The organism is Pseudomonas sp. C8002, assembly GCF_013385765.1.
GTDB lineage: Bacteria > Pseudomonadota > Gammaproteobacteria > Pseudomonadales > Pseudomonadaceae > Aquipseudomonas.
The window spans coordinates 192,461-205,729 of record NZ_JACAPJ010000010.1; the positions used below are offsets into that span (position 1 = coordinate 192,461).

Annotated in this window: 16 protein-coding genes; 8 read left to right on the plus strand and 8 right to left on the minus strand. The window is 61.4% G+C overall.

Features of this window, described 5'->3' with window-relative positions:
• The first annotated feature begins 16 nt into the window (after positions 1–16).
• The 3 genes from HX814_RS16940 (at position 17) to HX814_RS16950 (ending at position 1,457) form a co-directional block, all read left to right on the plus strand.
• Entirely contained in the window at positions 17–349 is a 333-nt protein-coding gene (locus HX814_RS16940; protein ID WP_087692623.1) for a hypothetical protein, read from the plus strand.
• Positions 350–438: 89 nt separating this feature from the next.
• Positions 439–921, plus strand: coding sequence for a methylated-DNA--[protein]-cysteine S-methyltransferase (locus tag HX814_RS16945; RefSeq protein ID WP_003212078.1), 483 nt, complete (start codon positions 439–441; stop codon positions 919–921).
• Positions 922–1,031: 110 nt separating this feature from the next.
• Positions 1,032–1,457, plus strand: coding sequence for a low affinity iron permease family protein (locus HX814_RS16950; protein ID WP_003212079.1), 426 nt, complete (start codon positions 1,032–1,034; stop codon positions 1,455–1,457).
• Positions 1,458–1,512: 55 nt separating this feature from the next.
• On the opposite strand, the gene HX814_RS16955 is transcribed toward HX814_RS16950, so the two are convergent.
• Positions 1,513–2,040, minus strand: coding sequence for a DUF4142 domain-containing protein (locus tag HX814_RS16955; protein WP_003212082.1), 528 nt, complete (start codon positions 2,038–2,040; stop codon positions 1,513–1,515).
• A 209-nt stretch (positions 2,041–2,249) separates the two neighbouring features.
• Between HX814_RS16955 and HX814_RS16960 the strand changes: the two genes are divergently transcribed.
• Together HX814_RS16960 and HX814_RS16965 are read left to right on the plus strand one after the other, a co-directional pair.
• Entirely contained in the window at positions 2,250–2,489 is a 240-nt protein-coding gene (locus tag HX814_RS16960) for a CopG family ribbon-helix-helix protein (protein ID WP_008437804.1), read from the plus strand.
• Positions 2,479–2,763 carry a type II toxin-antitoxin system RelE/ParE family toxin gene (locus HX814_RS16965; protein ID WP_008437803.1) on the plus strand — a complete coding sequence of 95 codons (285 nt, stop codon included), beginning with the start codon at positions 2,479–2,481 and terminating at the stop codon, positions 2,761–2,763. The genes HX814_RS16960 and HX814_RS16965 overlap by 11 nt, the downstream gene beginning before the upstream one ends.
• Positions 2,764–2,769: 6 nt before the next feature.
• Here the strand turns inward: HX814_RS16965 and HX814_RS16970 are convergent, their stop codons facing one another.
• Positions 2,770–3,687, minus strand: coding sequence for a LysR family transcriptional regulator (locus HX814_RS16970; protein WP_008437802.1), 918 nt, complete (start codon positions 3,685–3,687; stop codon positions 2,770–2,772).
• Between the two features lie 68 nt (positions 3,688–3,755).
• Here HX814_RS16970 and HX814_RS16975 point away from each other — a divergent pair, with 68 nt between their 5' ends.
• Positions 3,756–4,244 (plus strand): DMT family transporter, encoded by a 489-nt coding sequence (locus HX814_RS16975; RefSeq protein ID WP_177008904.1) that lies wholly within the window; start codon positions 3,756–3,758, stop codon positions 4,242–4,244.
• On the opposite strand, the gene HX814_RS16980 is transcribed toward HX814_RS16975, so the two are convergent.
• The 5 genes from HX814_RS16980 to HX814_RS17000 form a co-directional block, all read right to left on the minus strand.
• Entirely contained in the window at positions 4,245–5,576 is a 1,332-nt protein-coding gene (locus HX814_RS16980; protein WP_177008903.1) for an MFS transporter, read from the minus strand.
• Between the two features lie 59 nt (positions 5,577–5,635).
• Positions 5,636–6,574: a hydroxymethylglutaryl-CoA lyase gene (locus HX814_RS16985; RefSeq protein WP_177008902.1), complete on the minus strand. Its 939-nt coding sequence runs from the start codon at positions 6,572–6,574 to the stop codon at positions 5,636–5,638.
• Positions 6,571–7,764, minus strand: a complete 1,194-nt coding sequence (locus HX814_RS16990) for a CaiB/BaiF CoA-transferase family protein (protein ID WP_087692626.1) — start codon at positions 7,762–7,764, stop codon at positions 6,571–6,573. Before HX814_RS16990 ends, HX814_RS16985 begins: the two co-directional genes overlap by 4 nt.
• A 276-nt stretch (positions 7,765–8,040) precedes the next feature.
• Positions 8,041–8,952, minus strand: a complete 912-nt coding sequence (locus HX814_RS16995) for a LysR family transcriptional regulator (protein ID WP_003212094.1) — start codon at positions 8,950–8,952, stop codon at positions 8,041–8,043.
• Complete coding sequence (locus HX814_RS17000; protein WP_102604145.1) at positions 8,953–9,627, minus strand: NAD(P)H-binding protein; 675 nt, start codon at positions 9,625–9,627, stop codon at positions 8,953–8,955.
• Between the two features lie 115 nt (positions 9,628–9,742).
• On the opposite strand from HX814_RS17000, the gene HX814_RS17005 reads away from it, so the two are divergent.
• Complete coding sequence (locus HX814_RS17005; RefSeq protein WP_177008901.1) at positions 9,743–10,930, plus strand: MFS transporter; 1,188 nt, start codon at positions 9,743–9,745, stop codon at positions 10,928–10,930.
• On the opposite strand, the gene yiaY is transcribed toward HX814_RS17005, so the two are convergent.
• A complete protein-coding gene (yiaY, locus tag HX814_RS17010) occupies positions 10,897–12,045 on the minus strand; it encodes an L-threonine dehydrogenase (RefSeq protein WP_008437790.1) in 1,149 nt (382 codons plus the stop codon). The genes HX814_RS17005 and yiaY overlap by 34 nt on opposite strands.
• 127 nt (positions 12,046–12,172) lie before the next feature.
• Here yiaY and HX814_RS17015 point away from each other — a divergent pair, with 127 nt between their 5' ends.
• On the plus strand, positions 12,173–13,189 hold the full coding sequence (locus HX814_RS17015; RefSeq protein ID WP_003212103.1) for a DUF4917 family protein: 1,017 nt from the start codon (positions 12,173–12,175) through the stop codon (positions 13,187–13,189).
• Positions 13,190–13,269: the final 80 nt, after the last annotated feature.

Consider the following 13,269-nt stretch of genomic DNA (forward strand, 5'->3'; position numbering starts at 1 on the left):
TTCAAGGAACCGCGCAATGCTCCCTCCCTCACACCGCACGCCCAGCCCCGTACTGCGCAAGGTACTGGGCTGGGTGCTGATCGCTCCTCTGCTGCTCTCGTTCCTCAGGCTGCCCTTTGCGCTGGGACTCGTGTTGGTGCTGGCGTCCATCACGGCCTCCGTTTATGGCGCCCGGTTTGCCCAACTGCACGCCAGTCGGCGTGTAACCCTATTTGCCGTGATCATCACGCTGCTCAACATCGCTTCATTTTTTGTCATTGGCACGGCATCGGTACTCAAGGCGTTGTACTGGTTCTCGTGGTTTTATTGGTATCCGTATTACGCCGATTGGGTTTACTGGAACTTCTAAGTCGTTCGCGAATTCGACCGCAAGAAACGTAGTTCCACCCTGGGCCGGCCCATCTACAGTAGAGCCATACCCACTCAAGGAGCCCGACCATGTCCTACGAATACAAATACATGCCCTCCCCCGTCGGCCAACTGACCCTCGTGGCCCGTGACGGAAAACTCACCGCCATCCTCTGGGAAAAAGAGCGGCCCAATCGCGTTCGCCTGGGTGCCCTGCAAGAAGCCAGCAACAGCCCGGTACTGCTGGAGACCGAGCGACAGTTGAAGGAGTACTTCGCCGGTGCCCGCAATCGTTTCGAGCTGGAACTGGACTTCGCCGGCACCGACTTCCAGAAGAAAGTCTGGCAGGCGCTGTTGACCATCCCGTTCGGAGAGACCCGCAGCTACAGCCAGATCGCTGCGCAGATAGGCAACCCCAAGGCCGTGCGTGCCGTCGGCGCCGCCAACGGGCGCAATCCGATTTCGATTGTTGCGCCGTGCCATCGGGTGATTGGTGCGTCGGGTGGCTTGACCGGGTTCGCCGGCGGGCTTGAGGCCAAGCAGTATCTGCTGGCGCTGGAGGATCACGGCTGACCCCCAGCAGGAAAACGTACAACTTTGTTCAGCTCCTCAATTGTAAAAAGAAATTTCAGAGCGCGCCTGCGGTCAGTATTTTCATCACCCACCCTTATAGGAAAACGGTCATGAAATTCTCCGCCATCTCACAATCCCTGTCCCGCTGGGCAGGCAGCGCCCGCACGTTCTACGCGGCGGTGGGATTGATCCTCCTGTGGAGTCTGAGCGGGCCTTATTTCCACTACAACGACACGTGGCAGCTGATCATCAACACCTCCACCACCATCATCACCTTCCTGATGGTGTTCCTGATCCAGAACACGCAAAACCGCGACAACGACATTTTGCATATCAAGATTGACGAGTTGCTGCGCGCCACCAAGGATGCACAAAACGCCGTATTGAGCCTGGACGGCCTGGACCGCAAGGAACTGGAGAAACTGCGCAAGGAATACAAGACCATCGGCGACAGTGAAACCATCACTGTGACGACGCTGGTTACCGAAACAACGGATGACAATGGCCGGTCCAAGACGGACCTGAACCAGGCATAAAAAAACGGCGGCTGGATCACTCCAGCCACCGTTTTTCATGGGGTACTCAAGGCAATCAACCGTCGCCCTGGTGCCCCTTACCGTACGTCGACGCCAGCGCCCGGGCTTTCTCCAGGCGCTCTTCCAACTTGGGCAAGGTCTCATCCACCAAAGCCTTTATTTCCGGGATATCCGACTCGGCGCCCTCCTGCTTGAACAAGGCGATCGCGTCTTCGTTGGCCTTGATCTGCTGGGCGGTGTAGGCGGCGTCAAAGGAGTCGCCGTCCTTGAGCTCGGGCATCAGCGATTCGGCCTTGTCGACAATCTTGTCCCGTGGGGCCACTGGCAAATCGAGCTTCTTGGCGATGGCCGCCAGGTGCTGATTGGCCAGGGTGCGTTCATTGATGACTTCGATGGTGTAGTCCTTGATCTCCTGGGACGAAGTCTTGGCGTGTGCCATGCGGCTGGTCTCGATATCGGCCATGCCCTTGGCCGAAGCCTGCTCGATGAAATCGGCAGGCGACTGGGCGAAAGCATTGCTGGCGCCGAGGCCCAGCAGCATCGCGAAACTGGCGGTGCGTAACCGGATAGCCATGCGGCTCATGATGGGTTCCTCCAGGTAATAAACAGGTGCAGGGAAACGAGCCCCGCTCTGAATCTGAATTTTCAGGGCGGTAAAGGTTTAGAAAAAACTTGTTAGTGCGACGAACGGTCGTCAGGTCTTACTGAGGAGCAGTCCTGACGAACGGGACACAACGATGCAACGGTGACAATGTAGTATGTTGTATTACACATCACTACATCGAGGCACTTATGTCGGTCATGTCATTACGTCTACCTGAAGACATCTCCGAAACACTCGCCAGCCTTGCCAAGGCCACCGGGCGCAGCAAATCGTTCCTCGCCGTCGATGCGTTACGCGAATACCTGACGCGTGAAGCATGGCAAATCGAGGAAATTCAAAAGGCGTTGAAAGAAGCCGATGCGGGTGACTTTGCAACTGCCGCCGAAGTAGACGCAGTGGCAAACAAATGGCGTGCCAATGCGCGTTGAGTGGCTGAAGGCAGCACTCAAAAATCTTGATGATGAAGCAGCTTTCATCGCCCAGGAAAACCCCAAAGCGGCTTATGAGTTTGTTCAGGCCATCCGGACGGGGCTTGAGCATGTTGCTGAGTTTCCGGCGATGGGTCGAGAAGGACGCGTTCCTGGTACACGTGAGTGGGTGATGCCACGCTGGCCCTATCTCGTGCCATATCGTATTCGCGAGGGACGGTTACAGGTTCTTCGAATATTTCACACACGGCGCCAACCACCGAACAGTTGGTAACGCCGATCAACCCTGTATCACAACCTGCACCTGCCCATTCAACCACTGCAACGCCGCGTCCCCACCCCGCCGCGAATGCCACGCCAGCACAAACGCAAACGACGGAATGTGAAACGGCGGCGGCACCGCCAACAACTGTTCGTGATCAATGTTCAGCAGCCCGCGAGACGACACGGTAAGAATCAGGTCCGTGCCCTGGATCAACTGCGGCGCAACACCCCAATGAGGCAAGCTGATAGACACGTGCCGGCGCTCACGAATCGCCGTCAGCGCCCTTTCGATTTCCGGGGTGCCGCTGCCACGCATTTCCAGCAATACGTGGGGCCGCGCCAGATAGGTGGGCAGGTCGAGTACACCGCTTGCCGGCAGGCTGTCGCGGTCCACCAGGCACACGTAATGCTCTTCAAACAGCGGCGTGCTGCGCAGCTCGGCAGGCATGTCGGGAAACACCCCGGCCGCCAGGTCGATATCGCCATTGAGCACACCGTCAAGCATGCCTTCGCGACTGGCCTGGATAATCTGCAAATCAATCCCCGGCGCTTCCCGGCGCAAGGTGCGCACCAGCCCCGGCAAGAAAATCGCCGCACTGTAGTCCGACATGGCGACCCGGAAGGTGCGCTTGGCCGACGCCGGATCAAAACGATTGGGCTCCAGCAGCGCCTGTACCTGGGCCAGCGCTTCCGCCAGCGGCATGGCCAGTTCCAGAGCACGAGCAGTGGGCACCAGCGAACTGCCCTGGCGCACCAGCAACGCGTCTCCAAGCAAGTCCCGCAACCGCGCCAGCGCGTGGCTCACCGCCGGCTGGCTCAGGTGCAGGCGCTCGGCGGCACGGGTCACGTGTTGCTCGCTGAGCAAGGCGTCAAGGATCACCAGCAGGTTAAGGTCGATGCGTCGTAGATCATTCATCAGCTGCATGTTCTGCATAAGAACTTGGAATTTAAATTTGCGCGACGAATAGCCTAGAGTCCAGCAAAACCTCTGGGAGATTGATCATGACGACGTTGCATTGGGTAGGTTTGTTGCTGTTGGCCGCGTTTGCCGGGGCAGTGGTGCCGTTTCAAAGCGCGATCAACGCCAACCTGGGACGCGGCCTGGGGCATCCGCTGTGGGCCACCCTCGCCTCGCTGCTGGTGAGCATCGTCGTGCTGCTGCCGGTGATCCTGGCCCTGCGCCTGCCGCTGCCCAACCTGGGTTTTATCACCAAGGCGCCGCTGTGGATGTGGAGCGGCGGCGCGTTCGGCGTGTGCTTCATTTCGCTGGCGTTGATCCTGATGCCCAAGCTCGGCGCCTCGGGGTTTATCGCCCTGGCGATGGCCGGGCAAATCGTCGCCTCGTTGATGCTGGACCACTTTGGCTTGTTCGGGCTGGTGGAGCGCCAATTGACCGCGCCCCGGTTGATCGGGGCGCTGATGTTGATTGGCGGTGTGGCCCTGATTCAATTCAGTGCCGCACCCACCCGCTCGCTGGTGACCGCCGGCTGATCAGCGCTTGTCGAGGGTGCGCAGCTTCTGAGGCAAGCCCCACAGCAACAGCGCCGCCGCCAGCAACGCACACACGCCGATGACATACAGCGCCGGCGTGGTGCTGCCAGTGAGGTCCTTGATCCGGCCGACCATCACCGGGCTGACGATGCCGCCGAACTGGCCCAACGTGTTGATCACCGCGATCCCGCCAGCAGCGCCCGCGCCGGCACCGGCCAACAACTTCGGCGGCAGCGTCCAGAACGTCGGGATCGAAGCGATGATCCCCGCGCCCAGCAAGCTCAGGGCGACGATCAGGAACGTGGTGTGATCGGCAAAGATCCCGGCACAGAAGAACCCCACCGCCCCCAGCGCCACCAGGCCGCTGACGAACTTGCGACGTTCGCCGGTGGCGTCGGACAAGCGTCCGATCACCACCATGCTGATGGCGCCGCAGACGTAGGGAATCGCCGTCAGCAAGCCGATCATCACCGGGCTCTGGGTGCCGGCGCTGCGGATCAGTTGCGGCGCCCAGAAGTTCAGCCCGTAGGACGCCACCTGGATCAGGAAGTAGATAAAACCCAGCATCAGGAAGCCTGGGATACGCAATGCAGCCAGCAACGAGCCACCGCTCTTGTGGGGTTCATGCACGGCAATGCGACTGGCCAGCAACGTCTTCTCCGCCGAGGTCAGCCAGTGGGCATCCTCGATGCGGTCCTTGAGCAACTTGAGCACCAGGAAACCCAGGCCAACGCAAGGCAAACCACCGAGCAAGAACAACCAATGCCAGCCGCGCATTTGCAGCACGCCATCGAGGTGTTCCAGCACCAGCCCGGAGAACGGCGCGCCCACCAGCCCGGCAAACGCCGACGCCAGGAACAGCATCGACGTGATGCGCCCACGGTAGTGCTGCGGGAACCACAACGTCAGGTAATACAGCACCCCCGGAGCAAACCCCGCCTCCATCGCACCGATGATGAAACGCAGCACGTAGAACTGCCATTCGGCCGTGACGAACACCATGGCGGCCGTCGCCAGTCCCCATGACATCATGATGCGTGCGATCCAGCGGCGGGCGCCGACCTTGTACAGCATCATGTTGCTCGGCACTTCGAAGATCACATAGCCGACCACAAACAGCCCGGCGCCGAGGCCGTAGGCGGTGTCGCTCAAACTCAGGTCAGTCTGCAGTTGGAACTTGGCGAAGCTGATGTTGATACGGTCAAAAAACGCGAACAGGTAGCAGACCATGATCAGCGGCATCAGGCGCCAGGCGACCTTGCTGACCAGGGCTTTTTCGGCATCGTGTTCAGCGGCCGGGCGCACGCCGGCCTCCAACGTATTAAGGCTCATCGATTCTCTCCAGCGGACTGCTCGCAGGCGTCCGATTGTTTTTGTTGTCTGGTTACGGCTTACAAGGTGGCGATGTAGGCCGGTGGCGGATGCAGGTCGCAATTGCGCCCGGCCTTGGCCACCTGGCCCGGCAATTCGTGGCCCAGCAAGGCTGGCAATTGCCGCGACATTTTCAGCAGGTGCGGCAGGTCGATGCCGGTGTGGATCCCGACTTCATCACACAGGTTGACCAGGTCTTCAGTGCAGATATTGCCCGACGCGCCGGGCGCAAACGGGCAACCGCCGAGGCCGCCCAATGCCGCATCAAACCGTCGCGCACCGGCCTCGTAGGCGGCCAGCACATTGCACAAACCCAGGCCGCGAGTGTTGTGGAAATGCAGGGTCAGGTCGCTCGCCGGAACACGTTCGAGCACGCGCTTGACCAGGCGCTCGACCTGACGCGGATTGGCCATGCCGGTGGTGTCGGCCAGGCTGATGCCCTGGATGCCCAGCTCGCGGTAGGCGTCGACCAATTGCAGCACGCGGTCCTCATCGATCTTGCCCTCGAACGGGCAACCAAAAGTGGTAGCGATGCTGCCGTTGAGGCGCACCGGGTGCTCGGCAGCAAAGCTCACGATATCGCCGAATGCGGCCAACGAAGCCTCGCAACGCATGCGCATATTCGCCAGGTTGTGGGTCTGGCTGGCGGACATCACCAGGTTCAACTCATCGGCCCGGGACTCGATAGCACGCTGGGCGCCCTTGAGGTTGGGGATCAACGCCACGTAGATAACCCCGGGATGACGGGTGATGCCCTGGAACACCTGCTCACCATCGCGCAAGGCGGGAATGGCCTTGGGCGACACGAACGAGCCGGCTTCGATCCGGGAAAACCCGGCCATGGACAGTTGGTCTATCAACGCGATCTTGTCGACAGTCTCGACCCAGGTCGGCTCGATTTGCAGGCCGTCACGGGGCGAGACTTCCTGCACGATCAGCGCATCGGAATAGTTTTTCATTGCACCACTCCCGAGGATTTCAGGCGTTGAATATCGGCGCCGCTCAGGCCCAGGTCGCCGAGGATTGAATCAGTGTGCTGCCCCAGGCTCGGGCCCTGCCAATTCACCGCGCCGGGGGTTTCCGACAGTTTGGGCACGATACCGGGCATCTTCACCGTGAGGCCGCCGGGCAGGTCGGCGCTGAGCAGCATGTCGCGGGCCTGGTAGTGCGGATCGGCGACGATATCGGCCACTGAATAGATGCGCCCCGCCGGTACTTCGGCGGCTTCCAGGGCACTGAGCACCTGGTCGATGGGCAGGCTGCTGGTCCAGTGGGTGATGGCGGCGTCCAGTAGGCCGCTCTTGGCAGCGCGGCCATCGTTGTGGGCAAACTCCGGCGCTTCGGCCAGGTCGGCGCGGCCGATGGCGAGCATCAGGCGCTTGTAGATCGGGTCGCTGTTGCCGGCGATCACCACATAGGCGCCGTCGGCGGTCAGGTAGGTGTTGGACGGTGCAATGCCGGGCAAGGCGCCGCCACTGCGTTCACGCACATGGCCAAGCATGTCGTATTCCGGCACGAGGCTTTCCATCAGGTTGAACACGCTTTCGGCCAGGGACACGTCGACAATCTGGCCGTCGCCCTGGCCGGTCTTGACCCGCAGCAGCGACATCAGCGCGCCGATCACGCCGTGCAGTGACGCCAGGGAATCACCGAGGCTCACACCGACCCGCGCCGGTGGTGAATCCGGGTTGCCAGTGGTGTAGCGAATCCCGCCCATGGCCTCGCCGATGGCACCGAAGCCCGGGCGGTCGCGGTAAGGGCCGGTCTGGCCGTAGCCGGAGATGCGCACCAGGGTCAGCTTGGGGTTGAGGGCGTGCAGCACGTCCCAGCCCAGGCCGAGTTTTTCCAGGCCGCCGGGGCGCAGGTTTTCGATCAGCACGTCGGCGTCGCCCAGCAGTTGCTTGACCAGGTCCAGGCCTTCTGCCGACTTGAGGTCCAGGGCCAGGGACTTCTTGTTGCGCGATTGCAGGTACCACCACAGCGACGTGCCTTCGTGCAGCTTTCGCCATTTGCGAAGCGGATCGCCCTGCCCCATGGCTTCGATCTTGATCACCTCGGCGCCAAACTCGGCCATCAGCCGGGCGGCGAAGGGCGCGGCAATCAGGGTGCCGATCTCGATCACCTTGATACCGCTCAGGGGAGCCGTCATGGGGTGTACCTCTTGTTCTTGGAATGTGGGGCCAAGGCTAGAGGACGCAGGCAGTAGAAATCCAACCGTCAGTTGGCAACGAGCGTTCGCCAAATGCGAACGCTTGAGTAAGGACTGGTTGTGGCGAGGGAGCTTGCTCCCGCTGGAGTGCGTAGCGCTCCCGGCTTTTTTGGGGCTGCTACGCAGCCCAGCGGGAGCAAGCTCCCTCGCCACAGCAAGCTCCCTCGCCACAGCAAGCTCCCTCACCAAAGCAAGCGCCCTCGCCACAGCGTTTGCTTACGCCTGCTCCCGCCGCAGGTAATCGAACAACAACCGGCTCACCGGCGACAGCTGCGCCTCGTCACGCACCACCAGGATCAGGCTGCGGTCCGACCAGGCATCCGTCAGCGGCACCGCGTGCAAGCCCAATGCCCGGCCAAACAATTCATAGGCCTTTTGCGGCAGGATGCCGATGCCCATGTTGGCCTGGACCATCCGGCACATGGCATCGAAGCCCGGCACATGGATCCGCAAGCGCAGCACCTTGCCCGCCTCCCGCGCCGCCGCATGGGTGCGCATGTTGATTGAACTGGCGGAATGCAGCCCCACGTAGTCGCTGTCCAGCGTCTCGGCGAACGTCAGGGTCTTGCGCGACGCCAACGGGTAATCCGCCGGCATCAGCACCACCAGCTTGTCCCGGCGATAGGTCACGCCGGGCAGGCCTTTGGTATCGGTGTCGCTGGAACAGATGCCCAGGTCCGCAACGCCGTCAATCACACCCTGGACCACGCCATTGCTGGGCCGCTCTTCCAGGTCAGCCTTCACCTGTGGATGCAGCGCGGAAAAGTCGCGCAAGTCTTCGGGCAGGAACTGAATGATTGCCGAGAGGTTCGCCAGCATCCGCACATAACCGCGCACGCCGTGACTGTGTTCGCCCAGCTCCAGGCCCATCTTCTCGACATTGAACAGCATCTGCCGTGCATGGTGCAGCAAGGTCTCGCCGGCAGCCGTGAGCTGCATGCCCTTGGCCTGGCGCACAAACAGGCTGACGCCCAGCACCTGTTCCAGCTCCATCAAGCGCTTGCTGGCCGCCGAGACCGCGATAGCTTCACGGGCGGCGGCGCGGGTCAGCGTGCCTTCCTCATGCACTGCCACAAACAATTGCAGGGTGATCAGGTCAAGGCGGCGAACCAGGCTTTTGTGCAGCATCTAGGCGCGCTCGGTGGCCAGGCGATTGATATCGGCCTGCTCCACCACCGGCAGAGGTGCACCGTGCCGGACGGCCGAGAGCATTGCGCGGCCAACGGTTTCCGTGCTCACCACCCAGGCCGGTCGCACATGGCGCAGCAGCGACAACAACGGGCCGACCACGGTGTAGATGGACTGGTAGAGCGGGGTTTTCGAGCGCACGCCGTGCAACGGCTGGATCACCCCGGGACGGAACAGGTACACCGCCTTGAACGGCAGGCGCAGCAACGCATTCTCGGTCTTGCCCTTGATCCGTGCCCACATGGTTTTGCCGGTTTCGCTGCTGTCGGTACCGGCGCCGGACACGTAGATAAAGGTCATCTGCGGGTTGAGCCGCGCCAGGGTGCTGGCGGCCACCAGCGTCAAGTCGTAGCTCAAATGGGTGTACTTGGCTTCATCCATGCCCACCGAAGAAACGCCCAGGCAAAAGAAGCAGGCATCGAAACCTTGCAGCAGATGCTCCAGGGGCTGGAAATCGAACATGTCGGCATGCAGCACCTGGTGCAGCTTGCCGTGTTCCTGGGTCAGCGCGGTACGGCCGACGGCGACAACTTCCTGCACGTCACTGGCCAGCAGGCACTCGCGCAACACGCCTTGGCCGACCATGCCGGTGGCGCCGAATAATAGAACTCTCATAAGGTTGGTTCCTAAGCGACAAGCGGTTAGCTTCATGCTGCAAGGTAGAGACAAACCCACTGGCAACTTGTAGCTTGCGGCTTGCAGCTTACTGCTCAACAGGATCTTTTGCCCCTTGAAAAGCACCACGACCCTCACCATTGCCTGCAGCGCGGCCTTTTTGTCCCAGGTTGGCATCAGCAGTTATCTGCCCGCCGTGCCGGCGATTGCCTTGTCATTGACCGCTGCAGAGGACCAGGTGGCACTGGCCCTGGCGGTGTACTTGATCGGCATGGCGTTGCCGATGCTGCTCTGGGGCAGCCTCGGTGAGCGCCTGGGTAGAAAGCCGGTGTTGCTGGCAGCGTTGGCGTTGTATGCGCTGGCCAGTGCGGCGATTCCGTCCGCTTACAGCCTCGAATCGTTCCTCGGCCTGCGCCTGGTTCAAGGCCTCGGTGCGGGCGGTGTGTCGGTGATGGCGCGGGTGCTGGTTCGTGACAGCTTCAGCGGTGCCCTGTTGGCCAAAGGTTTGTCGTGGCTGGGCATGACGTTCGTGATCGCCCTGGGCATCGGGCAGTTTGTGGGCTCGCTGTTGCAAGTGGCGTTTGGTTGGGAGGCGATCTTTTATGGGCTGGCGATAGCGGCTGTCGGCCTGATGATTGCGCTGCAACGGGTGGTGTTTGCAACACTGGAAAAAGCCGCCGGGCACGTCTCGGCCTGGCGCATCTACGGCACGATCCTGCGTCATCCGGCGTTCCTGCGGCCTGCGTTGGCGGGCGGTTTGGGTTACGGGGTGATCATCGCGTTCAACACCTGCGCACCGTTGATTTTGCAGGGCCATTTCGAGTGGAGCGCGGCGCAATATGGCTGGCTCGGCTGGCCGATCAGCGGGGCGTATCTGGCGGGGGCGTTGATGGTCAATCGCCTCGTCGCCCGCACCGGGCGCCTGTCGATGATGAGTTGGGGCGTGGCGTTGGTGATGTGCGGCAGCGCGACGATGTTGCTGGGCAGCCTGTTTGCCAATGGGCTGGCGATCCTGCTGTGGCTGCCGTATTGCCTGGCGGTGTTCGGCCAATCGATGAGTTATCCCATCAGCCTGTCGCTGGCCAATGATGAATCACCGGTGAGCGGCTCCTACGCCATGGCCTTGAGCGGCTTTATGCATCAGTTGATGGCTGCGGCGATCGGTGGCGTGGCCAGCCTGCTGGCGAGTCAGCAGGCCTGGCCGTTGGCGGTGTTATGCGTGACGCTGGCGGGCGGCGCACTGCTGTGCGTCGCCATGGCCAGGACTGATCAGAACGCGCTGCGGAAGATCTCTTCAATCTGACGCTGATCCGCCCGCCGCGGATTGGTCAGGCCGCAGGCGTCCTTCAGGGCGTTGGACGCCAGCAGCGGGATGTCCTGCAACTTGGCGCCCAGCTCCCGCAACCCGGCAGGAATTTCCACATCCTGGGACAGGCTGCGAATCGCCGCGATGGCCGCCTGGGCGCCCTCTTCCACCGACGTACCCTTGATATCTGCGCCAAGGGCCCGTGCCACATGGCTCAGGCGCTCGGCGCTGACGCTGGCGTTGAAGCTTTGCACATGGGGCAACAGCACCGCATTGCACACGCCGTGGGGCAAGTCATACAGCCCGCCCAACTGGTGCGCCATGGCGTGCACGAACCCCAGGGACGCGTTGTTGAAGGCCATGCCGGCAAGGAACTGCGCGTAGGCCATGTTCTCCCGGGCGGCCAGGTCTTTACCGTCGCGCACCGCAATCCGCAGGTTGGCGCTGATCAGTTCGATGGCCTTGATCGCACAGGCGTCGGTGATCGGGTTGGCAGCCGTGGACACGTAGGCTTCGATTGCGTGGGTGAGCGCGTCCATGCCGGTGGCGGCAGTCAGGCCCTTGGGCATGCCGACCATCAGCGCCGGGTCGTTGACCGACAGCAGCGGCGTGACGTTGCGGTCGACGATGGCCATTTTCACGTGGCGGGTTTCGTCGGTGATGATGCAGAAGCGGGTCATTTCGCTGGCCGTGCCGGCGGTGGTGTTGATGGCTACCAGCGGCAGTTGCGGCTTGGCCGACTGATCGACGCCTTCGTAGTCGCCGATGTGCCCGCCGTTGGTCGCACACAGGGCAATGCCCTTGGCACAGTCATGGGGTGAGCCACCGCCCAGTGACACCACGAAATCACAGGCACTCTGTTGCAGCAGCGCCAGGCCTTTTTCGACGTTCTCGACGTTCGGGTTGGGCTTGGCGCCGTCATAGATCACCGAGTCGATGTCTTGCATCGCAAGCTTCTCGGCGATCATGCTGGCCACACCTGCCTTGGCCATCCCGGCGTCAGTGACGATCAGCGCCTTGCGAAAACCATAGTTGCGAATCGCGGTCATGGCTTCGTCGAGGCAGTCGAGGCCCATGATGTTGACGGCGGGAATGAAGAAGGTGCTGCTCATGGTGGCTAATCCTTTAAAGTCGTTATGCCTACAGCATCGACCTCGATTGCCTGCGGCATCTTGACCAGGATCAACGCCCGCTCGTGATAAAGTCACCGCCCAGCCGATTTCGAGTAGACCCGCCGCAATGAAGGATTCCCAGGATTTTGATGCCCACCTAGAAGACTGGAACGCCTTGCGCAGCAGTACCGCCATCAGCGGGATCCTGATCGGCAACGGCGCCAGCCGCGCAGTGTGGGAAGACTTTGCCTACGACTCGCTGTTCGAAAACGCCCGCACCGTGGAAGAAAAACCCCTGAGCCAGTCCGAACTCAGCGTATTTGACGCGATGCAGACCCGCAGCTTCGAGCAGGTGCTGGGTGCACTGAAAACCACCAGCCGGGTCAACAAGGCCCTGGCGGTCAGCTCGGCTGCGCCGCGTAATCGCTATTACGCGATCAAGGAAGCGCTGATCAATACGATCCACAGCGTGCATATTCCGTGGCGCCTGGTGAAGCCGTCGACACTGGCGACCCTCCATCAGGAGCTGGCGAGTTACCCGACGGTGTTCACCAGCAATTACGACCTGCTCAACTACTGGGCGATCCTGCATGCGCCGGGCATCGATGATCTGTTTCGCAGTGCCGATGCGAGCTTTGACCTGCGCAATACTGCCTGCGACACCACGCGCATTTTGTATCTGCATGGTGGCCTGCACCTGGTGCGTAACCTTGATGGTACGGCGCGTAAATTGCCGACCACTGACAGCACGTTGCTCAGCAGTTTTGCGATCAACAACACGATCAAGACGCTGGATGATGTGCCGTTGTTTGTCAGCGAGGGCAAGGTTGAGGAGAAGCTGAAGACCATTCGCAGTTCTGACTATTTGTCGTTCTGTTATGAGCAGTTGTTGGGCCATGAAGGTGGGCTATGCATCTTTGGGCATCACCTCGGCGCGCAGGATGTGCATCTGGTGCAGGCGATTCGACAGGCGAAGATCAGCACGTTGGCGATTTCGGTGTTTGGCCGCAGTGCAGGGTTTATCCAGCAGCAGAAGCGGCGTTTTGCGGAGTTGTTTGAGGGGATGGAGGTGGAGTTGCGGTTTTTTGATGCGCGTAGTCATGCGCTTGGGAATTCGGGGCTTTCGGTGCCCGTGGAGCGGTGATGGTAGTTGGGGTGAGGTGAGGTGGGGTGGGGTGTACATATCCGTTGCTGCGGTAACGGCCACTTATGGTTCCGCTCTTA

Coding starts and splice junctions, on each gene's coding strand:
- HX814_RS16940 (WP_087692623.1), top strand. CDS start 17: ATGCTCCCTCCCTCACACCGCACGCCCAGCCCCGTACTGCGCAAGGTA.
- HX814_RS16945 (WP_003212078.1), top strand. CDS start 439: ATGTCCTACGAATACAAATACATGCCCTCCCCCGTCGGCCAACTGACC.
- HX814_RS16950 (WP_003212079.1), top strand. CDS start 1,032: ATGAAATTCTCCGCCATCTCACAATCCCTGTCCCGCTGGGCAGGCAGC.
- HX814_RS16955 (WP_003212082.1), bottom strand. CDS start 2,040: ATGAGCCGCATGGCTATCCGGTTACGCACCGCCAGTTTCGCGATGCTG.
- HX814_RS16960 (WP_008437804.1), top strand. CDS start 2,250: ATGTCGGTCATGTCATTACGTCTACCTGAAGACATCTCCGAAACACTC.
- HX814_RS16965 (WP_008437803.1), top strand. CDS start 2,479: ATGCGCGTTGAGTGGCTGAAGGCAGCACTCAAAAATCTTGATGATGAA.
- HX814_RS16970 (WP_008437802.1), bottom strand. CDS start 3,687: ATGCAGAACATGCAGCTGATGAATGATCTACGACGCATCGACCTTAAC.
- HX814_RS16975 (WP_177008904.1), top strand. CDS start 3,756: ATGACGACGTTGCATTGGGTAGGTTTGTTGCTGTTGGCCGCGTTTGCC.
- HX814_RS16980 (WP_177008903.1), bottom strand. CDS start 5,576: ATGAGCCTTAATACGTTGGAGGCCGGCGTGCGCCCGGCCGCTGAACAC.
- HX814_RS16985 (WP_177008902.1), bottom strand. CDS start 6,574: ATGAAAAACTATTCCGATGCGCTGATCGTGCAGGAAGTCTCGCCCCGT.
- HX814_RS16990 (WP_087692626.1), bottom strand. CDS start 7,764: ATGACGGCTCCCCTGAGCGGTATCAAGGTGATCGAGATCGGCACCCTG.
- HX814_RS16995 (WP_003212094.1), bottom strand. CDS start 8,952: ATGCTGCACAAAAGCCTGGTTCGCCGCCTTGACCTGATCACCCTGCAA.
- HX814_RS17000 (WP_102604145.1), bottom strand. CDS start 9,627: ATGAGAGTTCTATTATTCGGCGCCACCGGCATGGTCGGCCAAGGCGTG.
- yiaY (WP_008437790.1), bottom strand. CDS start 12,045: ATGAGCAGCACCTTCTTCATTCCCGCCGTCAACATCATGGGCCTCGAC.
- HX814_RS17015 (WP_003212103.1), top strand. CDS start 12,173: ATGAAGGATTCCCAGGATTTTGATGCCCACCTAGAAGACTGGAACGCC.